This is a genomic window from Micromonospora sp. NPDC048907, assembly GCF_055586885.1.
In genome coordinates, this window is the sequence record NZ_JBVJHI010000003.1 from 292192 (window position 1) to 313746 (window position 21555).

Below are 21555 nucleotides of genomic sequence, written 5' to 3' on the forward strand. Positions count from 1 at the left end.
CCGGGGTCAGACCGTTCGGATCAGAGCTCGACCGAGGTGATGTCGAGCTCGCCGACGTTGGTCAGCTCCAGCTTCTTGATCTTCTCCGAGTGGCCGGACTGCTCGCCGCTGAAGTAGATCGGGATCGCCGGGACGTCCTGGTCAATGATCTTGACAGCCTCGGCGAACTTCTTGTGGGCCTCCTCGAGGCTGGGGGCCGCGGAGGCCTCCTTGGCGAGGGCGTCCACCTGCGGGTTGCTGTACTTGCCGTCGTTCGAGGAACCGCCGGTCACGTAGAGCGGGTTGATCCAGTTCTCCACGTCCGGGTAGTCCTGCTGCCAGCCGGCGCGGTACATGCCGGTCATCTTGTAGGCGTTGATGTTCGCCCGGAAGACCGCGAAGGTCGGCACGCCCACGGCGACCGCGTCGATGCCCAGGTTGGTCTTGATCTGCTGGGCGACGGCCTCCATCCACTCCTTGTGGCTGGCGTCCGCGTTGTACGACAGGGTCAGCTTGCCCTGGAAGCCACCGGCCTCCTGGAGCAGCCGCTTGGCCTCGTCCGGGTCGAACTTGCAGGCGGTGCAGTCGCCCGGGGTCGCGCCCGGGGTCAGCGGGTTGGCCCAGCTGTCGGCCGGCTTGCGGTTACCGAAGAAGATCTTGTCGGTGACCTCCTGCCGGTTGATCGACAGCGAGATCGCCCGGCGCAGCTTCGCGTTCTGGAAGCGCTTGTCGTAGATCGGGAAGGCGATGATGCCGTTCGACGGGACGGTCGTCTGGACCGCCCGCTCGCCCAGGTCGGTCTTCCACTTGTCACCGGCCAGCGAGGAGACCGGGACCTGCTGCTGGAAGTCCAGGTTGCCGGCGAGCAGGTCGTTGTAGGCCGCCGTGTCGTCCTGGTAGATCTTGACGGTGACGTCCTTGATCTTCATCTTGTCGCGCAGGCTGTAGTCGTCGAAGCGGGTGAGCTTCAGCTCGACGTCGTCCTGCCAGGAGACGAGCTTGACCGGGCCGTTACCGATCGGCTTCTTGCCGAACTCCGCCGGGGTGGTGGCGAAGAAGGCGTCGGGCAGCGGCATGAAGGCGCTGTAGCCGAGCTTGGTCGGGAACACGGCGGTCGGCGAGGAGAGCGTGACCTCGAAGTTCCAGTCGTCGATGACCTTGAGGCCGGACATCTCCTTGGCCTTCGGCTCCGGGGCCTTCTTCGGGCCGTCCGGGCCGTCCGGGTCCTCGGTGTAGGTGTCCTCGAAGCCCTGGATGTCAGAGAAGAAGGAGGCGTTCTGCGCGCCGTTCGGGCCGTAGGCCGCCCAGTTCCAGGCCTTGACGAAGCTCTCGGCCTTGACGGTGGTGCCGTCGTGGAACTTGGTGTTCTGCTTGATCTTGATCTTGAAGACCTTCGAGTCGCTCGTCTCGATCGACTCGGCCAGCAGGTTCTGCGGGGCCCCACCGTTGTTGGGGTACTCGACCAGGCCACTCCAGACCCAGTCGATGATCTTGCCGCCACCGGTCTCGGTGGTGTTCGCCGGAACCAGGGGGTTCTCCGGCTGGGTGCCGTCGATGACGATCGCGCCGTCCTTGCTGGCGCCGGCGTCGCCACCGTCGTCGTTGCCGCTGGAGCAGCCGGACGCGATGAGCGCGAATGCCGCGCCCACCGCGAGCGCGCCGCTCGCCCGCTTCGAGACTCTCATTCCGAGGGGCCTCCTCTTTCTAACCTGGTTCCGTCGTGGGTTTCACGCACGTGTGGGGGGTGACACCGCCGACGACCCGAACCACAGGTCGCCGGTTTACCGCAGAGGAATTCGGGACACCCCCAGGGGTACCGATCCGCCGGGCGCCACACCCTTCGACGAGGACACCGCGCAGGGTCGACAGCCACGCACCGGCGCCTGGAGGCGGCGTCACGTGGTCGGCGTGCCCGACGGGGTGCCTCACACCGGGGGGTGAGGTGTTGCCACTGTGACACCCACCTGCCCTTTGCGTGAAGGTGCCGTTATCAAGCCGTTAGTTGGTCGCCACGTTGCCGATACTTGAGAAAAGATCATGAAAGGCGTGGATCGGACGGCCCTGAACAGGTACGACACGGCCAGATGGGGCGAGGTCACCCGCGTAGTCTCGGCGCTGTGAGCTTCCCTGCGTCCGCTCCAGCCCTGCCCGACGTCCGTCGAGCACTGGCAGTTTTTGCCCATCCGGATGATGTCGACTTCGGCTGTGCGGGCACCATAGCCGGCTGGGTGGATGAGGGTATCGAGGTGGCGTACCTGATCGCCACCCGGGGAGACTCCGGCGGCTTCGACGACACGCCACGCGCGGAGATGCCGGCCCGGCGGGAGGCGGAGCAGCGGGCCGCGGCCGCCGCGGTCGGCGTGCACCGGGTCGACTTCCTCGACGGCCACACCGACGGCATCCTCACGGCCAGCCTGACGCTGCGCCGGCAGATCAGCGCCGGGATCCGCCGGTTCCGGCCCGACCGCGTGCTGACCAGCTCGCCGCTGCGGCGCTGGGAGCACCTGACCGGGCCGAGCCACCCCGACCACCTGGCCGTCGGCGAGGCGGCCACCTGCGCCGTCTACCCCGACTCGCGCAACCCCTTCGCCTTCCCCGAACTGCTCGACGAGGGGCTGGAGCCGTGGGTGGTCCGGGAGATCTGGTACGCCGGCGGGCCCGGCCCGGACCACGCGGTCGACGTGACCGACCGGATCGACCGCAAGATCGCCGCGATGGAGGCGCACCGGTCGCAGACCGCCCACCTGGACGTGCCGACGTGGATCCGGGACCGGCTCACCACCGTGGCCGACAACGCCGGCCTCCCGTCCGGGCGGCTGGCCGAGGCGTTCACCGTGCTGCGCACGGAGTGAGCGCCCCGGGCCGGCCCCGGCGGAGCGGTCAGACCAGGCGGCGGTCGGCGGCCCAGCGCGACAGCTCGTACCGGTTGGACATCTGCAGCTTGCGCAGCACGTTGGAGACGTGCGTCTCGACCGTCTTGATCGAGATGTACAGCTCCCGGGCGATCTCCTTGTACGCGTATCCCCGGGCGAGCAGCCGGAGCACCTCGCGCTCCCGGTTGGTCAGCTGGTCCAGCTCGGGGTCGGCCACCGGCGCGTCCGGCCGGGCCGCGAAGGCGTCCAGCACGAACCCGGCCAGCCGGGGGCTGAACACCGCGTCCCCGTCGGCCACCCGCCGGATGGCGTCGGTCAGCTCCTCCGGCGAGATGGTCTTCGTGACGTAGCCCCGGGCGCCCGCCCGGATCAGCCCGATCACGTCCTCGGCGGCGTCGGACACGCTCAGCGCGAGGAACCGCACCTGCGGGTGCGTACGCCGCATCGCCTCCAGCACCGCCCGGCCGCCGCCGTCGGGCATGTGCACGTCGAGCAGCACCACGTCCGGCTGCATCGCCGCGATCCGGGTGACCGCCTCCGCCACCGTGCTGGCCTCGCCGACCACCTCGACGCGCGCGCCGAGCTCGGCGCGGACGCCGGCCCGGAACATCGCGTGGTCGTCCACGAGAAACACCCGCAGCCGCCCGTCCCGGGGCGCCGCGCCCTCGACCGGTCCCTGCTCGACCATGGTCATCTGTCCCTTTCCGCCGTGGAGCCCGAGCCGCTGATCGGCAGGATCAGCCGGACCTCGGTCCCCTCCCCCGGCTCGGACCTGATCTCCGCCCGGCCGCCGTGCCGCTTCATCCGTCCGATGATCGAACCCCGGACCCCGTGCCGGTGATCCTCCACGGTATCCGGGTCGAAGCCCTTGCCCCGGTCCCGGATGAAGGCGCTCACCTGCTCCGGCTCCACCTCGGCGTAGAGCGAGACGGTGCGTACGCCGGCGTGCCGGGCCGCGTTGACCAGCGCCTCCCGGGCCGCGGCGACCAGCGCCCCGACCCGCTCGTCGGTCTCCCGGTCGCCGACCACCACCGTCTCCACCGTGATCGCGAAGGTGTCCTCCACCTCGGCGGCGGCCTGTTCCAACGCGGCCGCGAAGCGCTCGGTCGGCGAGGCGGCCGGCTTGTAGAGCCAGTTCCGCAGCGACCGCTCCTGGCCCCGGGCCAGCCGCTGCACCGTCTTGACGTCGGCGGCGTTGCGCTGGATCAGGGCGAGGGTGTGCAGCACCTGGTCGTGCACCATGGCGGCCAGCTCGGCCCGCTCCTGCTCGCGGATCCGCCCCTCGCGCTCCGAGCGGAGCTGGTTCCAGGTGCGCCAGAGCACCGGGCCGGTCACGACGCCCACGCCGGCCAGCCCGACGAGCGCGAAGATGATGCCGTTGAGCACCGCGTCGAAGTTCTGCGCCGGGGAGTAGACCGCCGCCACGCCGATGATGCCGACCGCGACGAGCACCCCGCCGCCGATGAAGCGCAGCACGAACGCGCGCCGGTCGCTCTCCTCCACCACCGCGCCCAGCCAGGGCACCGCCATCGAGCCGCCCCACTGCCGGCGACGCTCGGGCGCGGACTGGTGCCAGATCACGCCGGCGCCGACCGCGATGATGGCGACCAGCCAGCCGGCGGTGCCGGCCGCACCGACCGAGTCGAAGGCGACGACCTGGAGCAGCAGCACGCCCAGCCCGATGGCCACGAAGGGCAGCAGTTGGGCGACGTCGCGGCGGGGCGGGACGGCGGTGTCGCCGGGCCGGGGCGGGACGACCGCCCAGAAGGCCGCGTAGAGCAGCAGCCCGAGCCCGCTCAGCCCGAGCAGCACCATGAACGCCACCCGGACCCGGAGCACCGAGATGCCCAGGTGTTCGGCGAGACCGGCGGCCACTCCCGCGGCCAGCCGGTGCTCGGTGGCCCGGTAGAGGCGCGGGGGGTGCGGGGTCACGGTGCTGCTGATCGGAGGCTCCCGGGTCGCGGACGGCGTGCCGGCGGTGGCCGACGAACCGATCGTCACACGTCCGGACCGCCCCGGACCACGGGGACGCCCCGGACATCCCCGGCCCGAGGATCTCAGGGTGGGGTCAGGGTCGGGTCCTGAGGACGCTCGGGCGGCCCGGGCAGCAGGATCGGAGTCATGACCGAGGACGCTGCCCGTCCGCCCCGCCCCGGGGCGGCAGCACAGGACGGGCCACCGCCACCCCCGCCGGGGCCGGCGCCCACCGCCGCCGACGCCACGGCGCCCCCGCCGTTCGGATCCACCCCGCCGCCGGGCCCGCCGCCCGCCGGCGGCACGCCGTTCGCCGACCCGCCACCCACCGGGTACGCCCCACCGCCCGGCGCCGCCGGTTTCACCTCCCGGTACGGGCTGGTCCGCCCCCGGGAGGGCCGCTACCTGGCCGGCGTCTGCGCGGCGATCGGCCGGGCCACCAACACCGACCCGGTGCTGTGGCGGGTGCTCCTGGCCGTGCTGGGCTTCTTCGGCGGCATCGGCCTTTTGGTTTACGTCACCGCGTGGCTGATCATCCCCGGCGAGGGAGACACCGCGTCGCCGGTGGAGTCGATGCTCGGCCGCGGCCGGTCCAGCATGTCCCCGATCACCGTGATCGTGCTCAGCATCGTGGTCGCGGTCGGCTTCGGCTACGTCGTCACCAACGGTTTCCGGGCGATCCTGCTCGGCGCGGTGATCCTGATCGGCGGCGCGCTGCTGCTCAACCGCGACCAGCGCGGCCCGGCCGCCCGGACGGCGGCGCCCGGCGCGCCCCCCGGCCCGCCGCCGGGTCCGGTCCCCCCGGTGGCCTGGCCGGCGCCGGCGGCCGCCGCGCCCGCTCCCGACGTGCCGGCCGCGGCCGGACCGGTCCCGCCGGCCACCCCGTCGGCGCCCTGGCCCGGCACGCCGGCCGCGGCCGCGCCGCCGTGGCCGAACGAGCCGGCCGAGGCCCCGCCGACGCCCTGGTCCGCCGAACAGCCGGTCACCGCCCCGCCGGCCGCCCGGCCCGAGCCGGGATACCCGCCCGCGCCGGTGTCCGCCGGCGGCTGGCCGGCGACGAGCGTCGCCCAGCCCGCCTGGTCCGAGCCGGAGCCCACCCTGGCCCGGCCGCCGGCCGTCCCGGGCAGCCGGGCCGGCGAGGCGTGGCCCGGCACGGAGGCCGCGGCGTGGTCCGCCGCGCCGACGAGCGGCCGTCCCTACGCCGAGCCCGCCGCCGTGCCGCCGCCGGCCCCGGTGGGCGCGCCACTGCCCCCGGGCGGCTACCGGCCGCCGTTCGCCCCGCACGGCCCGTACGCCGGGTCGGCCCCACCCGCCCCGCCCGCGCCGGCCCGGCCGGCCCGGCCGCCGAAGCGGCCGAAGGAGCGCTCCGCGCTCGGCGCGGTCACGTTCTCGCTGATCTTCCTGGCGCTGGGCGTGGTGGCGATGCTCGACCTGCTCGACGTGTTCCCGGTCGGCGCGGCCGGCTACTTCGCCGCGGTGCTGGCCACCATCGGGCTCGGGCTGCTCGTGGGCACCTGGTTCGGCCGGGCCCGCTGGCTGATCGCACTCGGTCTGGTGACCGCGGCGGCGCTGGGCATCGCCACCGTCGCCGACTCCTACGACCGGGTCCGCGGGATCGACGGGAACGTCACCTGGGCGCCGGCGGACTACCGGGACCTGGCCGACCGGTACGAGAACAACTTCGGCGACGCCGTCCTGGACCTGCGGGCGGTCGACTTCGACAAGAAGGACACCCAGGTGACCGTCGAGGTCAACTTCGGCAAGGCGACGGTGGTCGTGCCGCCGAACGTCGACGTCACCACCGTGGCCGACGTGAACGCGGGTGACGCCACCGTCTTCGGCCGGCGGACCGGCGGGCTGAACGGCCGCCAGTGGGAGAACACCGACCTCGGGCCGGACGGCCGCGGCGGCGGCACGCTGCGCCTGCTGGTCCACGTGAACGCCGGAAACCTGGAGGTGACCCGGTGAAGGCTCACCGCACCGACATCGTGTCCTTCGCCTTCGGGCTGGCCTTCCTCGGGCTGTCCGCCTGGTGGCTGCTGGCCCGGATCCTCGGGCTGGCGCTTCCCCCGGTGGGCTGGTTCCTGGCCGGCGCGCTGATCCTGATCGGACTGCTCGGGCTGGTCGGCGCACTGCGCTCGGGCCGGCACACCGAGCCGCCGGCGGCGGAGACGACGGTGTCCGCCCCCTACGAGGCCGGCACGCCGGCCGGCGGGGCCGGCGCACCCACGGCCGAGGAGGCGGACGAGTGGGCCACGGACGCCGTGACCGACGCGCCGCTCGCGGCCCGGGAGGACCGTCCCTTCGACGCCGAGCCACGCTGGTCGCCCGGCGAGCCGGCGACCCGCGAGCTGTCCCCGGTCGAGCCGGCGCCGGAGGGGCGGGCGGATCCCGAGACCCGCGAACTGCCCGCCGCGACCGGGGAACGGGACGGCAGCGCCGAGCCGGCAACCCGGGAGCTGCCGACCGCGACCGACGGCCGGGACGGCACGGCCGAGCCGGCGACCCGCGAACTGCCGACCGCGACCGACGGCCGGGACGGCACGGCCGAGCCGGCGACCCGCGAGCTGCCGACCGCGACGGAGGGCCGGGACGGCACGGCCGGGCCGGCAACCCGCGAGCTGCCGGCGGTCGACGACGCGGCGGACCGGCCGGGGGGCGGCCCGCGTGCCGGCGGGGACGGGCCGGGCTGACCGCGGCGGTGCGGGGGGCCGCCGGCGCCGCCTATGCTGGCTGGTGGAGATCTCGCCTCCGCCGGCCGGCCCACCCGTGGCGCCCCGGTCGCGGCCGGGGCGCCCGGTCGGCCGGGTCGCCCGGGTCGGCACCGCCGCCTTCCGTCTCTACCTCGTCAGGAGCCCGTCCGAGATGACCCAGTCCCCCGCCGTGCGCGTCACCGGTCCCGCCGGTGCGGTCCGCGTCGGCGAGCGCGCCGCCCGCACCCTCGTCAGTGAGTTCGCCCGGCGTAACGACGCGAAGGCCGGCCTGCTGGTCGGCGCGACCCCGGAGTCCGCGGTGCTGGCCGCGGCGATCGAGGCGCTGCTCCCCGGCGACCGGCTCACGGTCGTGCCGGCGGAGGGCGCCTCCGCGGCGGCGCTCCGCGCGCACGTGACGGCTCAGGGCCGCTGGGTGGCCGACCGGGTACGCGTGGTCGACACCCTCGCCGAGGCGGACGCCGCCGCGGTGGTGATCGCGGCCGAGGCGTTCACCGGCACCGCCGAGGAGGCCCGCACCGCCGTCGACGGGTTGACGAAGTACCTCGCCGAGGGGGCCGTGCTGAGCGTGGCCGCGCCCCTGTTCCGCACCGAGGGCGCCGGGGCCGAGCTGGACCGGCAGGGGGTGCTGCACGGCGTCCGCACCGACCTGGTGCTGCGCAACTCCCCGCCGGTACGCGTGCACCACCTGCGCTCCACTCCCGCGCCGGCCGCGCTGGCCGCGTCGCTGTCCCCGGCGTACCGGCCGTCGAGCGTGCCGCTGACCCGGGGCATGCACATCGACTCCAACGGCGTGGCCGCGGCCGGCATCACCCTCGGTCTGGCCGCGCTGGCCCGGGCCGCCCGGCCGAAGTCCAAGCTCTGGCTGCTGCCGGCACTGGCCGCCGCACCGGTGGCCGCGTTCTTCCGCGACCCGGAGCGGGACGTGCCGGAGGACCCGTCGGCCGTGGTCGCCTCGGCGGACGGTCAGGTCCTGTCGGTGCAGCGGTTGCACGACGAGCGTTTCGGCGAGGGCGAGTGGCTGCGGATCGCGGTCTTCCTGTCCGTGCTGGACGTGCACGTCAACCGCTCACCGGTGGCCGGCAAGGTGGTGGACTACTTCGTCGCCGACGGCGGCTTCGTCAACGCCATGAAGCCGGACGCCGAGCACAACGTGGCCGCGTACACGGTGCTGGACACCGACCACGGCACGGTGGTGGTGGCGCAGCGGACGGGGCTGATCGCCCGCCGGATCGTGCAGCGGGCGCCGGTCGGCGCGCTGCTGGCCCGGGGCGAGCGCTTCGGCCTGATCCGGTTCGGCTCCCGCACCGACGTCTACCTGCCGGCCGAGGCCGCCGAGCCGCTGGTCGGCCCGGGTGACAAGGTGGTCGGCGGGTCGACGGTCATCGCCCGCTGGAACTGATCCCAGGAACGCGAGAAGGGGCGCCGCTTCCGCGGCGCCCCTTCTCGCGTGCTGCGGGTCAGGCGGTGTGGCGCTGGCGCAGCCAGAGCACCGGGCCGCTGACCAGGTAGCCCACCACCACGAGGGCGAAGGTGAGCCGGATGTCGACAAGCGCGCCGACCACCGGGGCCAGCCAGAGCCACGGCGGCAGCTTCACCAGCCGGGCGAGCTTCGCGTAGGGGAAGCTGGAGACCATGGCGAAGGCGAGCAGCGCCACCCCGGCGACCATGACCAGCCCGGAGACCGGCACCCCGATCGCCACGGTGAGGGCCAGCACGGCGGCCGCCATGGTGGTCGGCACGCCGCAGAAGAACCGGCCGTCCTTGGGCGAGACGTTGAACCGGGCGAGCCGGATGGCGGCGCAGGCCGCGACCAGGGCGCAGGCGACCGCGGCGGCCGCCGGCGGCACCGAGCCGGCCAGCGAGGCGTAGACCACGACCGGCGCGGCGAGGCCGAACGAGCACATGTCGGCCAGTGAGTCCATCTGCGCGCCGAACGGGCTGGCCACGTTGAGCTTGCGGGCCAGCGCCCCGTCGAGGCCGTCGAACGCGACGCAGGCGATCAGGCAGAGCGCCGCGATCCGGACCTCGCCCTGCATGGCCAGGAAGATCGCCAGCATGCCGAGCACGAGGCTGCTCAGGGTGCAGGCGTTGACCAGCGCGAACTTCGCCCGGCGGGCGGCGGTGCGCTCGCCCGGCAGCAGCGGGATCGACATGGCCGGCGACTCGTCGACCGGCGTGGCCGGGCCGAGCGCCGGGCTGACCGGCATCACGGCCTCGACCTCGGCCTCGTACCGCCCGTAGCGGCGGCGCTGGCGGTCGGACCAGCGGTGGTCGGGGGTGACCAGGTCGGTCCCGGTGACGGCGGCGCCGTCCCGGCGGCCCACCCGGACCAGCAGCACCTGGCGGGCGAACGTGCTGCTGCGGCGCAACCGGCCCGCCCAGCGACGCCCTGCGGGGCGCGGACTGTCAGTCGTACGACGCCGGCGCCATGGGGCTCTCGGCACGTTTCCTCCATCACCGGATCGGGTGACCGCCACGCGGGCGGGTGTCCGGCTGTCTCGTGCCGGACCTTTCGGGCCCGGCAGCCCATTTGCGGAGTACACCATTGCACAGGGGATAGGGGGTTGGCGATAGCTGCCGGCGGTACTTATAACTCTCTTAACCGCACGAACCGCTCAGTTATTCCCATCTCGGGCCTCATCGCCCGTTTTCGTCGGCCAATCCCTGCCACCGACTGTACCGGAGGAGGCCCAGGGCGGCTCGGTGAGCGGGTGTCAGCTACCCCGTTGTCCGGTTGCGCGGGCCGCCACCTCCGTCATCCGCAGGCCCCTGACCTGGTCCGGCGCGAACCAGGCAGCGCGCGCCGTGGAGCCTCCGGCGAGCTCGGTCACCACGGCCTCCGTCGGGGCGTCCACCCGGACCCGATAGATGACGCGTACGCCGTGCCAGTCCAACGGCCGTCCCTCGGGGCCGAGCGCGGCCGGGTTGTGCATGTTGTCCACGGCCAGCAGGTCGACCACCCGGCCGAGCTGGCCGGCCTCCTCGACCAGTTCGCGGAGCAGGCCGGCGGCGGGCTGCTCGCCGTGGTCGGTGCCGCCGCCGGGCAGGTGCCACCGCCCGGCGCCCGGGTAGCCGTCGGCGATCATGGTGAGCAGCACGCGCCCCGCCGGGTCGGTGACCAGCCCGTACGCGGCGAAGCGCTGGCGCCGGTCGGCGTCCGGGGCGGCGAGCGCGGGCGGCAGCGCGCGGGGCAGGCCCGCCGGCAGCGGCGACACCGGCACTCCGAGCAGCTCGGCGGTGAACGGCATCAGGGGCACGGCCGCCGCCTCGTCCGGGGTGAACCAGCCCAGCTCGTCGCTGCCCCCGGCCGGCTCGGGGCGGAGTTCACCGCCGCGCGCCTCGACGTCGAAGACCAGCCGGTCGGTGTGCACGGCGACGCCGTCGGACGGGAAGGTGGCCACGTCGGCGACCGCGCCCCGGATCGCGCCCGCCGCGACGATCAGCCCGGTCTCCTCGGCGAACTGGCGCTCGACGGCCCGCGCCGGATGCTCGGCGTGCTCGATACCGCCCCCCGGCAGCTGCCACACCCCGGGAAAGGAACAGGCCGCCGACCCCCGCGCCAGCAGCACCCGCCCACCCGGGTCCCGCAACACCCCGTGCGCCCCGATCCGCCGCCGCTCCTCCACCACGCCCGCACCCACTCCCCACCGCCAACTCCGTCGATCATGAGGTTAGCGGCACCGGGACGGACATTTCACACAGTCAACCTCATGATCAACGGCCTGGGGCGGGCGGGCGCACGGACGCGGGGCGGGGTGGTCAGATCAGGTGGGCGGCGTGGACCGCTTCGGCCGTCACCTCGGTGAGGCGGTCGGTGGGGAGGGCGCCAAGTTCCTCGCGGCGGAACCAGCGGGCCTCGCAGGTGGAGCCGCCGACGTCGGCCACGGTGGGCGGGGCGGGTTGGTCGACGACCACCCGGTAGAAGGCGCGGACGCCGTGCCAGTCGATCGGGTAGCCCTCCGGGCCGAGCGAGGCGGCGTCCCGGTGGCTGGCCACCCCGAGCAGCTCGACCAGGCGGCCGGTCTGCCCGGTCTCCTCCACCAGTTCCCGGATCAACGCGGCGCCCGGCTGCTCCCCGTAGTCGGTGCCGCCGCCGGGCAGGTGCCAGCAGCCGGCGCCCGGGTAGCCGTCGGAGACCCGGGTGAGCAGGACCCGCTCCTCCGGGTCCGTCACCACGGCGTACGCGGCGAAGCGCTGCGCCCGGTGCAGCCCGTCGGGACCGGGGACGGCGTAGAACGAGGGGAACTCGGGCACCTCCTCCGGCACGATGTCGTCGGTGGCGGTGGGCAGGCCCAGGGCGCGCGCCGCGAACGAGCGCAGCGGCAGCTCCCGGGCCTCGTCGAGGGTGAACCAGCGGGCCAGGTCGGTGGGGCGGTCGACCCGGTCGGCGAGCGTCCCGCCCCGCACCGAGACCGTGTAGAGCAGCCGGTCGGTGTGGATCGTGATGCCGCGCTCGGGCAGCGCCCGCATGTCGGCGAGGACGTCCTGGAGGGCGGCGACGGCGACCGAGAGGCCGGTCTCGGCGGCGGTCTCCCGGACGACGGTGTGCTTGGGGTCCTCACCGTGGTCGACCGCCCCGCCGGGCAGCGACCACGTGCCGGGGGTGCCGGAGCGCTCCGATGCGCGGACCAGCAACACTCGGCCGTCTGAATCTGCACAAACTGCGTATGCCGCGATCCTGCGGAGCGGCTCCAGCAAGGTGGTCACGGGAGGAAATTCTCCCCGGCTGCGGTTACCCGCATCGAAAAGAGTCAGATTCCTGACTCTTTGCTGGCGCCTCAGGGACGCGTCAGGGTAGGAGTCCGGGCGGTCACCGAGGTCGCCCGCCCGACCGCGGGGGACCGTGGAGACATGACCTCCACGAACCCCTCCCAGGCCCCGTACAAGCAGCTCCGCCGGCCGGTCACCGACCGGATGCTCGCCGGCGTGGCCAGCGGCCTCGGTCGCTACTTCGCCGTCGATCCCACCCTCGTGCGGGTGGCCTTCGCGGTCGCCACCCTGCTCACCGGCGGGATCGCCGCGCTGGCGTACCCGATCATGTGGTTCCTGATGCCCGAGGAGCCGGCGGGCGCGCCCGCCTGGCCGCATCCCCCGGGCACCGCGCCCGGCTGGCCGCCGGTCCCGCCGACGACCCCGGGCCCGTACGCGGCGCCGAGTCCTGGCTCGTACCCGGCGCCGACCGCGCCGACGATCCCCGGCCCGTACGCGGCGCCGGCCACGCCCGAGCCGGCGCCCCGGCCGGCGCCTCAGCCGCCGGCGCCGCCCGCGGCCTGAGCCGGCGTCACTCCCACTCGATGGTGCCCGGCGGCTTGCTGGTCACGTCCAGGACCACCCGGTTGACCTCGGCGACCTCGTTGGTGATCCGGGTGGAGATCCGGGCCACCACCTCGTAGGGCAGCCGGGACCAGTCGGCGGTCATCGCGTCCTCGCTGGAGACCGGGCGCAGTACCACGGGATGCCCGTAGCTGCGCCCGTCGCCCTGGACGCCGACGCTGCGCACGTCGGCCAGGAGCACCACCGGGAACTGCCAGACGCCCCGGTCCAGGCCGGCCGCGGTGAGCTCCTGCCGGGCGATCAGGTCGGCCTTGCGGAGCACGGCGAGGCGCTCCTCGTCGACCGCGCCGATGATCCGGATGGCGAGGCCCGGGCCGGGGAACGGGTGCCGCCAGACCATCGCCTCGGGCAGCCCCAGCTGCAGGCCGAGCGCCCGGACCTCGTCCTTGAACAGCGTGCGCAGCGGCTCGACCAGGGCGAACTTCAGGTCCTCCGGCAGCCCGCCGACGTTGTGGTGGCTCTTGATGTTGGCGGTGCCGGTGCCGCCGCCGGACTCCACCACATCGGGGTAGAGGGTGCCCTGCACCAGGAACTCGACGTCGCCGTGGGCGGCGATCTCCCGGGCGGCGGCCTCGAAGACCCGGATGAACTCCCGGCCGATGATCTTGCGCTTCTGCTCGGGGTCGGTCACCCCGGCCAGGGCGCCGAGGAACCGCTCGCGGGCGTCGACCACCTTGAGCTTGATGCCGGTGGCGGCCACGTAGTCCTTCTCCACCTGCTCGGCCTCGCCCGCGCGGAGCAGGCCGTGATCGACGAAGACGCAGGTGAGCTGGTCGCCGACGGCCTTGTGCACCAGCGCCGCGGCGACCGCCGAGTCGACGCCGCCGGACAGGCCGCAGATGACCTCCTTGTCGCCGACCTGCGCCCGGATCCGGGCGACCTGCTCGTCGATGATGTTCTCGGGCGTCCAGGTCGGCGCGATGCCGGCGATGTCGTGCAGGAAGCGGGCCAGCATCTCCTGGCCGTGCGCGGTGTGCCCGACCTCCGGGTGGAACTGCACCCCGGCCCGGCGGCCGGCCAGGTCCTCGAACGCGGCGACCGGCGCGCCCGCCGACTCGGCGGTGACCGTGAAGCCGGCCGGGGCCTCGGTGACGCAGTCGCCGTGGCTCATCCACACCGGCAGGTCGTCGGGGAGGTCGCGGAGCAGCACGCCGGCCTCCGGACGGGCGTGCAGCGGGGTGCCGCCGTACTCGCGGTTGCCGGTGCGTGCCACGGTGCCGCCGAGCGCCTGCGCCATGGCCTGGAAGCCGTAGCAGATGCCGAACACCGGAACGCCGGCGTCGAACATCCCGGCGTCGATCTGCGGGGCGTCCGGCGCGTAGACGCTGGACGGGCCGCCGGACAGGATGATCGCGGCCGGATCCTTCGCCAGCATCTCGGACACCGGCATGGAGTGCGGGACGATCTCCGAGTAGACCTTCGCCTCGCGGACGCGGCGCGCGATGAGCTGGGCGTACTGGGCTCCGAAGTCCACCACGAGGACGGGGCGAGGCGTGCTCATGTGCAGCAACCCTACCGACAGTCACCCTCCCCGCGGGCCGCGCCCCGGTGTGTCGCGCGCCGCGTCGCTCAGGGACGCAGCGCGGCGGGGGCGTGCGCCGGCACGGCGGGCTGTTCCGGGGCCACCGGGGCGAGGCGGCGGTAGGGCGCGCCGAGCGGCGGTCGGGGGTCCTCGTCCCCCTTGTTGGGCCAGAACGACATGGCCCGCTCGGCCTGCGCCGTGATGGTCAGCGACGGGTTCACGCCCAGGTTCGCCGAGACGGCCGCGCCGTCCACCACGTGCAGCCCCGGGTGGCCGTGCACCCGGTGGTACGGGTCGATCACCCCGCGCTCCGGGCTGTCGCCGATCACCGCGCCGCCGAGGATGTGCGCGGTCATCGGGATGTTGAACGGCTCGGTGACCGCCCCGCCGGGCGTCCCGTCGATCTCCTCGGCGAGCAGCCGGACGGCCTCGTTGCCGGCCGGGATCCAGGTCGGGTTGGGCGCGCCGTGCCCCGGACCGGAGACCAGCCGGCGGCCGAACCGGCCGCGTCGGTAGCGGGTGGTGAGCGAGTTGTCGACCGACTGCATGACCAGCGCGATGACGGTGCGCTCGGACCAGCCGCGCACCGAGAGCATCCGGGCGGCCAGGCCGGGCTGCCGGACGATGCTGCCCAGCCAGCGCCGGATCCGGTGCGGGCCGCCGTCGACCAGCAGCGACTGGAGCAGCCCCATGGCGTTGGAGCCCTTGCCGTAGCGGACCGGCTCGATGTGGGTCTGCGGGTCGGGGTGGAACGAGCTGGTGATCGCCACCCCCTCGGTGAAGTCGAGGCCGCGCCGCCGGGCCTGGCCGGGCCCGACCGACGCCCCGAGGATGGCCTCCGAGTTGGTGCGGGTCAGCTCGCCGAGGCGGGGTGACAGGTGGGGCAGCGCCCCGGTCGCCTTCATCTCGTGCAGCAGCCGCTGGGTGCCCAGCGCGCCGGCGGCGAAGACCACCTGGTCGGCGTGGATCACCTGGCGGTGCCTGCGCACCCAGGCCCCGGTGCGCTCGGTGTGCACGGCGTAGCCGCCCTCCGGGGCGGGGCGTACCGCCGTCACGGTGGTCAGCGGGTGGACCTGCGCGCCGAGCCGCTCGGCCAGCCAGAGGTAGTTCTTGACCAGGGTGTTCTTCGCGCCGTGCCGGCAGCCGGTCATGCACGAGCCGCAGTGGCTGCACCCCGTCCGGTCCGGCCCCACCCCGCCGAAGTACGGGTCGGGCACGCGCTCGCCGGGGCGGCCGATGTGCACGCCCACCGGCGTCGAGTGGAACGTGTGCCCCACCCCCATCCGCTCGGCCACCGCCCGCATGGCCCGGTCGGCCCCGGTGTGCAGCGGGTACGTGGTGACGCCGAGCATCCGCTTCGCCTGGTCGTAGTGGCGGGCCAGTTCGTCGCGCCAGTCGGTGATGTCCCGCCACTGAGGGTCGGCGTAGAAGGCGTCGAGCGGCTCGTAGAGCGTGTTCGCGTAGACCAGTGAGCCGCCACCCACGCCGGCGCCGGCGAGCACCAGCACCCCGCCGCCGGCCTTCCGGTCGGCCGAGCGCAGCAGGGTGATCCGCTGGATGCCGTAGCAGCCGAGTCTCGGGGCCCACAGGAAGCGGCTCGCCCGCCAGGAGGTGCGGGGGAACTCGTCGTCGGCGAAGCGCCGGCCGGCCTCCAGGACCCCGACGCTGTAACCCTTCTCGGCCAGCCGCAGCGCGGTGACGCTGCCGCCGAAGCCGGACCCGATGACGACCACGTCGTACCGCATGCACGCATCATTACCGACCGGTAGCTATAGCGCCAGCGAGAGTTTTTCGCAGATCATGCAGAGCGCTCGATGACACGGGATTCCCGCCCGGGCAACCGACGGCCCTCCGTCGCGCGTCGAGTGGAAGACGGGGAAGGAGACCACGATGACGCGTCGACGGTTGCTGCTGGGGCTCGCCGCCCTGGTGGCCGTGGTGCTGGTCGCCGCCGGCGCGGTGGTGACCACCCGGCTGGTCTCCCGCCCGTCGCCGGGCCCGGTCGCCGGGCCGGGCACGCCGAGCCCGTCCACCGCCGCCCCGGCCACCCCGGCCCCGGTGACCTCCAGCCCCACCCCGCCGCCCGGCGCCGACCTCAAGGGGCCGCTCAACCTCCTGCTGGTCGGCGTGGACACCCGGATCAGCGTGCCCGGTTGGGAACCGCACGCCGACGCCGTGCTGGTGCTGCACGTGCCGGCCGGGTTGGGCCGCGCGTACCTCTTCTCGCTCCCCCGCGACCTGGTGGTGGACATCCCGGCCTACCCGAAGGCCGGCTACCCGGGCGGCCGGACCAAGCTCACCCACGCGATGAGCTACGGCAGCCGGGTCCCCGGCGACAAGAAGCACCCCAGCACGGCGCAGGGGTACGAGCTGCTGCGCACCACGGTCAGCCGGTACACCGGGCTGCGCATCGACGCCGGCGCGGTGATCACCTTCGGCGGGTTCGACAAGCTCGTCGACACCCTCGGCGGCGTGGACCTCTACGTCGACCAGCGGGTCGCCTCGATCCACCGCCGGCCGGACGGGCGCTACCGGGACCGGACCGGCAGCACCTACACCGGGCCGCAGATGGTCTACCAGCCGGGCAACCGGCACCTGACCGGCTGGCAGGCGCTCGACTACGCCCGCCAGCGCTACACGGCCGGCGGCGACTACACCCGGCAGCGGCACCAGCAGCAGCTCGTCCGGGCGCTGGCCCGGAAGATCCTCGACCAGGGGCTGGCCCGCGACCCGGACCGGGTCGAGCAGGTGGTCGCCGCGCTGGGCAGGACCCTGGTGTACGTCGGCGGCGGCCGCCGGCTGGTCGACTTCGCGTACGCCCTGGGCGGCCTGCCGGCGGAGAGGTTCGTCCTGGTCGGCCTCCCCGGCGAAGGGGTGGGCAGCGGCGCGTCCTACCGGGGCGAGCAGCTGCGCCCGGTGGGCCGGCAGTTCCTCACCGCCCTGCGCGGCGGCGGCGCCGACGCCTACCTGGCCGCGCACCCCTCGCTGCGGGTGAAGAACTGACTCAGAGCGGCTTCGGGGCCGGCGGGCGTTCGGTGCCGTAGAGCCAGGCGTCGAAGAGCTTGCCGAGCTTCTTGCCGGAGACCCGCTCGGCGAGCGCCACGAACTCGTCGGTGGTGGCGTTGCCGTGCTTCTTCTCCGCCGCCCAGGTGCGCAGGACGGTGAAGAAGGCGCTGTCGCCGATCGCCACCCGCAGCGCGTGCACGGCCATCCCGCCCCGCTCGTAGACCGACCGGCCGAACAGGTTCGCCACCCCCGGCCGGCCCGGCGGCGTGCGCCAGACCTGGCTCGACGCGGTCCCGTACTTCTGCTCGAAGGTGTGCTGGACGGTGGACTCGCCGGCGTGCTCGGCCCACAGCCACTCGGCGTACGTGGCCATGCCCTCGTTGAGCCAGATGTCCTGCCAGCGCTGGACGGAGACGCTGTCGCCGTACCACTGGTGGGCCAGCTCGTGCGCGACCACGCCCGTGTTGTCGCCCTGCCGGAAGAACCCGGCCGAGTAGACCGGCCGCCCCTGCGTCTCCAGCGCGTACCGGATCCGGTCGTCGGCGACCACCACGCCGCCGTACGCGTCGAACGGGTACGGCCCGAAGATGCTCTCCAGGTAGTCGGCCACCTCGACGGTCCGCGCGATCGACCGGTCGGGCGCGCCCTCGGCCACCTGCTTCGTGACCGCGCTGTACACCGGCCGTCCCTTGTGCTCGCCGGTGGTGATCCGGAACTTCCCGATCGCCACCGTGGTCAGGTAGCTGGCCATCGGGGCGCCCTCGGACCAGCGCCAGGTGGTCCAGTCCCCCTTGGTGCTCCGCCCCTTCGGGACCCCGTTGCTGACCGCGGTGAGCCCCTTCGGCACGGTGATCTCGAAGTCGTAGGTGGCCTTGTCCGAGGGGTGGTCGTTGACCGGGTACCAGGTGCTCGCCGACTCCGGCTGGCCGAGCGCGATCGCCCCGTCGGCGGTGTGCAGCCAGCCGCCCTCGCCGAGCACGTCGTTGTCGAGCGCGGCCGGCCGGCCGTCGTACCGGACCTCGGCGACGAAGCCGTTGCCCGAGGTGAGGCCGGTGGCCGGCGTGACGACCAGTTCGTCGTCGCTGCGGCTGTGGCCGGCCTTGGCCCCGTCGACGGTGACCGACCGCACCGTCAGCCCGGCCAGGTCCAGGTTGAACGCCGACAGGTTGGCGGTCGCCGTGGCCCGCAGCGTGGTGGTGCCGGTGAGCTTGTCGGTCGCCGGGTCGTAGCGCACCCGCACGGTGTAGTGGGCCACGTCGTAGCCGCCGTTGCCGTAGCTCGGGAAGTAGGGGTCGCCGGCGCCCGGCGCGCCGGGGGCGAAGCTGCGCCCGGCCGTCGGGCTGGGCGAGGTGGGGTCGGGGGCCGCCCGGTCCGGTTCGGTCGCACCGCAGCCGGTGAGCAGCAACCCTCCACAGAGCAGCAGCCCGAGCCGTCGTCGTCCGCCGCGCCGCGCCATCGCCTCGATCCTTCCCGGAGCAGGTACCGGCGCGGCCCTGCCCGGGGCCGCTCCGCCCGCGGCAGCCTACCCAGGATCGATCACGCCCGCGTCACGGCAGGGCCGGCGGGCTCGCCCCGATCAACCAGGCGTCGAAGAGGGGCCGCAGGGGCTTCCCGGCGGTCCGCTCGGCGTACCCGATGAAGTCGGCGGTGGTGGCGGTGCCGTTCCGGCGTTCGGCCAGCCAGCCGCGCAGGACGCGGAAGAACGTCGCGTCGCCGACGGCCCGGCGCAGCGCGTGCACGGCCAGCGCGCCGCGCTGGTAGACCGCGTCGCCGAACATGGCGGCGCGGCCCGGGTCCACCGAGGGCCGGCTCCAGTCGGTGACCGCGTAGCGGTCGGCGAAGGCCCGCTCGACGGTGCGCCCGCCGTCGTGCTCCGCCCAGAGCCATTCCGCGTACGTGGCGAAGCCCTCGTTGAGCCAGAGGTCGCTCCACCGGGCCACCGAGACGCTGTCGCCGAACCACTGGTGGGCCAGCTCGTGCGCGACGACCTCGGTGTTCGGGCCGGTGCCCCGGAAGAAGCCGGGCCCGTAGACCGGCCGGGACTGGGTCTCCAGCGCGTACCGGATCCCGTCGTCGGCCACCACGATCCCGCCGTACGCGTCGAACGGGTACGGCCCGAATCGGCCGGCCAGGAAGTCGGCGATCTCGCCGGTGCGGGCCACCGAGGTGGCGGCCGGCCCGTCGGCGGGCAGCGTGCCGGCGACGGCGGTGACGATCGGCTTCCCGGCGTGCGTGCCGGTCCGGACCCGGTAGTCGCCGATCACCAGGGTGGACAGGTAGCTGGCCATCGGCGCGCCCTCGGACCAGCGCCAGGTGGTCCAGCCGCCACTGCTCTCCGTTCCCTTCGGCACCCCGTTGCTCAGCGCGGCCAGCCCGGCCGGGACGGTCACCTCGATGTCGTAGGTGGCCTTGTCGGAGGGATGGTCGTTGACCGGGTACCAGGTGCTCGCCGACTCCGGCTGGCCCAGCGCGATCGCCCCGTCCCCGGTGGCCCGGAAGCCGCCGTCGCCCAGCTCGGTGCTGGGCAGCGGCTCCGGCACCCCGCCGTAGGTCACCTCGACGGTGAACCGCTGCCCGGCCGGCAGGCCGTGCGGCGGGGTGACGACCAGCTCGGCACCGTCGCGCCGGTGCTTCGCCGGGGCGCCGTCGACGCGTACCCGGTCGACGGTCAGGCCGGCCAGGTCGAGCTGGAACCGGGACAGCGCCGATGTGGCGGTGGCGGTCAGGACGGCGTCGCCGGCGAGCCGGTCGTCGGCCGGGTCGTAGCGGACCTTCAGCGCGTAGTGCCCGACGTCGTAGCCGCCGTTGCCGGACCCCGGCACGTACGGGTCGCCCGCGTCCGCCGCGCCCGGGCGGAACCGCCCGTCGCCGTCCCCGGTGCAGCCGCCGGCCAGCACCGCGACGGCGAGCACCGCCGCGCCGCACCGCCGGCCCCGCGTCATCCGCCGAGCCTAGACGCGCGACGGCGCGGGTGGGACCGGAATGCCCACCCGCGCCGTCGGTCGCTCACGCGGTCAGCGGTCGAGGACCAGGCCGACCTTCTGGAACTCCTTGAGGTCGCGGTAGCCGCACTTGGCCATCGCGCGGCGCAGCCCGCCGAAGAGGTTGAGCTGGCCGTCCGGCTCGTCGGCCGGGCCGAACAGCAGCTTCTCCATCGAACCGAGCGGCTCACCGGCCACCTCGAACGCGCCGCGCGGCAGGGACGGGTGGCTGGCGGCCGAGTGCCACCAGGCGCCGCCGGCCGGGGCCTCCTCGCAGAGCGACAGCGGCTCGCCGAGCATCACGGCGTCCGCGCCGCAGCCGAGCGCCTTGGCGATGTCGCCGGAGGTCTGCATGTCGCCGTCGGCGATGAGGTGCACGTACCGGCCGCCGGTCTCGTCGAGGTAGTCGCGGCGGGCCGCGGCGGCGTCGGCGATCGCGGTGGCCATCGGCACCCGGATGCCGAGCACCGACTCGGTGGTGGACCAGTCGTCGCCGCCGATGCCGACGATCACGCCGGCCGCGCCGGTGCGCATCAGGTGCAGCGCCGTCTTGTAGTCGGTGCAGCCACCCACGATGACCGGCAGGTCGAGGTCGGCGATGAACTCCTTGAGGTTCAGCGGCTCGTCGGTGGTGGAGACGTGCTCGGCGGAGACGATGGTGCCCTGGATGACCAGGATGTCCACGCCGGCGTCGAGGATCACCGGGGCGAGCGCCAGGGTGTGCTGCGGGGAGACCCGGACAGCCACCGTGCCGCCGCCGTCGCGCAGCTCGCGGACCCGCTCGGCGATCAGGTCGGGACGGATCGGCTCCGCGTAGACCTCCTGGAGCCGCTTGGTGGCCCGGGCGTCCTCGTCCAGGCCGGCCAGCTCCTCCAGCACCTTGGCCGGGTTCTCGTAGCGGGTCCAGAGGCCCTCGACGTTGAGCACGCCGAGGCCGCCGAGCTGGCCGAGCCGCACCGCCGACGCCGGGCTCATGGTCGCGTCGGAGGGGTGCCCGACGCAGGGGATGCCGAACTGGTAGGCGTCGAGCTGCCACGCCGTGGAGACGTCGTCGACGTCCCGGGTGCGGCGGCTCGGCACGATGGCGATCTCGTCAAGGTGGTAGCCGCGCTGCGCGGTCTTGCCCAGCCCGATCTCGACCACGTCACGCATGGGGGACTCCAGGTGGTTGG

The 21555-nt window shown here is 74.2% G+C and carries 16 protein-coding genes and 1 pseudogene; 6 read left to right on the top strand and 11 right to left on the bottom strand.

Annotated elements, in window-relative coordinates; all coding sequences use genetic code 11:
- Nucleotides 1–20: 20 nt before the first annotated feature.
- Complete coding sequence (locus tag ACZ6PY_RS10850) at nt 21–1664, bottom strand: peptide ABC transporter substrate-binding protein (RefSeq protein ID WP_466071191.1); 1644 nt, start codon at nt 1662–1664, stop codon at nt 21–23.
- 432 nt (nt 1665–2096) lie between these two features.
- On the opposite strand from ACZ6PY_RS10850, the gene ACZ6PY_RS10855 reads away from it, so the two are divergent.
- Entirely contained in the window at nt 2097–2831 is a 735-nt protein-coding gene (locus ACZ6PY_RS10855; protein WP_466071192.1) for a PIG-L deacetylase family protein, read from the top strand.
- A gap of 28 nt (nt 2832–2859) precedes the next feature.
- Here ACZ6PY_RS10855 and ACZ6PY_RS10860 read toward each other — a convergent pair whose 3' ends face one another.
- On the bottom strand, nt 2860–3540 hold the full coding sequence (locus ACZ6PY_RS10860; protein ID WP_466072052.1) for a response regulator: 681 nt from the start codon (nt 3538–3540) through the stop codon (nt 2860–2862).
- A 2-nt stretch (nt 3541–3542) separates the two neighbouring features.
- Nucleotides 3543–4784, bottom strand: a complete 1242-nt coding sequence (locus ACZ6PY_RS10865) for a PspC domain-containing protein (RefSeq protein WP_466071194.1) — start codon at nt 4782–4784, stop codon at nt 3543–3545.
- A gap of 189 nt (nt 4785–4973) precedes the next feature.
- Between ACZ6PY_RS10865 and ACZ6PY_RS10870 the strand changes: the two genes are divergently transcribed.
- From ACZ6PY_RS10870 to ACZ6PY_RS10880, 3 genes and pseudogenes are all read left to right on the top strand, one after another.
- Nucleotides 4974–6794 carry a PspC domain-containing protein gene (locus ACZ6PY_RS10870; protein WP_466071195.1) on the top strand — a complete coding sequence of 607 codons (1821 nt, stop codon included), beginning with the start codon at nt 4974–4976 and terminating at the stop codon, nt 6792–6794.
- A pseudogene (locus ACZ6PY_RS10875) lies at nt 6791–7066 on the top strand (hypothetical protein); the annotation flags it as partial. The gene ACZ6PY_RS10870 and the pseudogene ACZ6PY_RS10875, both read left to right, overlap by 4 nt.
- 625 nt (nt 7067–7691) lie before the next feature.
- Nucleotides 7692–8939, top strand: coding sequence for a phosphatidylserine decarboxylase (locus ACZ6PY_RS10880; RefSeq protein WP_466071196.1), 1248 nt, complete (start codon nt 7692–7694; stop codon nt 8937–8939).
- Nucleotides 8940–8997: 58 nt separating this feature from the next.
- Here the strand turns inward: ACZ6PY_RS10880 and ACZ6PY_RS10885 are convergent, their stop codons facing one another.
- The 3 genes from ACZ6PY_RS10885 to ACZ6PY_RS10895 form a co-directional block, all read right to left on the bottom strand.
- Nucleotides 8998–9909, bottom strand: a complete 912-nt coding sequence (locus ACZ6PY_RS10885; RefSeq protein WP_262283123.1) for a CDP-alcohol phosphatidyltransferase family protein — start codon at nt 9907–9909, stop codon at nt 8998–9000.
- 345 nt (nt 9910–10254) lie between these two features.
- Nucleotides 10255–11166, bottom strand: coding sequence for an NUDIX hydrolase (locus tag ACZ6PY_RS10890; RefSeq protein WP_466072054.1), 912 nt, complete (start codon nt 11164–11166; stop codon nt 10255–10257).
- A 133-nt stretch (nt 11167–11299) separates the two neighbouring features.
- A complete protein-coding gene (locus ACZ6PY_RS10895) occupies nt 11300–12247 on the bottom strand; it encodes an NUDIX hydrolase (RefSeq protein ID WP_466071198.1) in 948 nt (315 codons plus the stop codon).
- A 144-nt stretch (nt 12248–12391) separates the two neighbouring features.
- Here ACZ6PY_RS10895 and ACZ6PY_RS10900 point away from each other — a divergent pair, with 144 nt between their 5' ends.
- On the top strand, nt 12392–12814 hold the full coding sequence (locus ACZ6PY_RS10900; protein ID WP_466071200.1) for a PspC domain-containing protein: 423 nt from the start codon (nt 12392–12394) through the stop codon (nt 12812–12814).
- 7 nt (nt 12815–12821) lie between these two features.
- Here the strand turns inward: ACZ6PY_RS10900 and guaA are convergent, their stop codons facing one another.
- Nucleotides 12822–14375 carry a glutamine-hydrolyzing GMP synthase gene (gene guaA / locus ACZ6PY_RS10905; protein WP_466071202.1) on the bottom strand — a complete coding sequence of 518 codons (1554 nt, stop codon included), beginning with the start codon at nt 14373–14375 and terminating at the stop codon, nt 12822–12824.
- A gap of 68 nt (nt 14376–14443) precedes the next feature.
- The gene (locus ACZ6PY_RS10910) at nt 14444–16141 is read right to left on the bottom strand and encodes an FAD-dependent oxidoreductase (RefSeq protein WP_466071204.1); all 1698 of its coding nucleotides are present in this window, start codon (nt 16139–16141) and stop codon (nt 14444–14446) included.
- Between the two features lie 145 nt (nt 16142–16286).
- Here ACZ6PY_RS10910 and ACZ6PY_RS10915 point away from each other — a divergent pair, with 145 nt between their 5' ends.
- Nucleotides 16287–17399: an LCP family protein gene (locus ACZ6PY_RS10915; RefSeq protein WP_466071206.1), complete on the top strand. Its 1113-nt coding sequence runs from the start codon at nt 16287–16289 to the stop codon at nt 17397–17399.
- A gap of 1 nt (nt 17400) precedes the next feature.
- Here ACZ6PY_RS10915 and ACZ6PY_RS10920 read toward each other — a convergent pair whose 3' ends face one another.
- The 3 genes from ACZ6PY_RS10920 to ACZ6PY_RS10930 form a co-directional block, all read right to left on the bottom strand.
- Nucleotides 17401–18858: a M1 family metallopeptidase gene (locus ACZ6PY_RS10920; RefSeq protein WP_466071208.1), complete on the bottom strand. Its 1458-nt coding sequence runs from the start codon at nt 18856–18858 to the stop codon at nt 17401–17403.
- A 91-nt stretch (nt 18859–18949) separates the two neighbouring features.
- Nucleotides 18950–20344 carry a M1 family metallopeptidase gene (locus tag ACZ6PY_RS10925; RefSeq protein WP_466071210.1) on the bottom strand — a complete coding sequence of 465 codons (1395 nt, stop codon included), beginning with the start codon at nt 20342–20344 and terminating at the stop codon, nt 18950–18952.
- A gap of 72 nt (nt 20345–20416) precedes the next feature.
- Entirely contained in the window at nt 20417–21535 is a 1119-nt protein-coding gene (locus tag ACZ6PY_RS10930) for a GuaB3 family IMP dehydrogenase-related protein (RefSeq protein WP_313724485.1), read from the bottom strand.
- Nucleotides 21536–21555 lie beyond the last annotated feature (20 nt).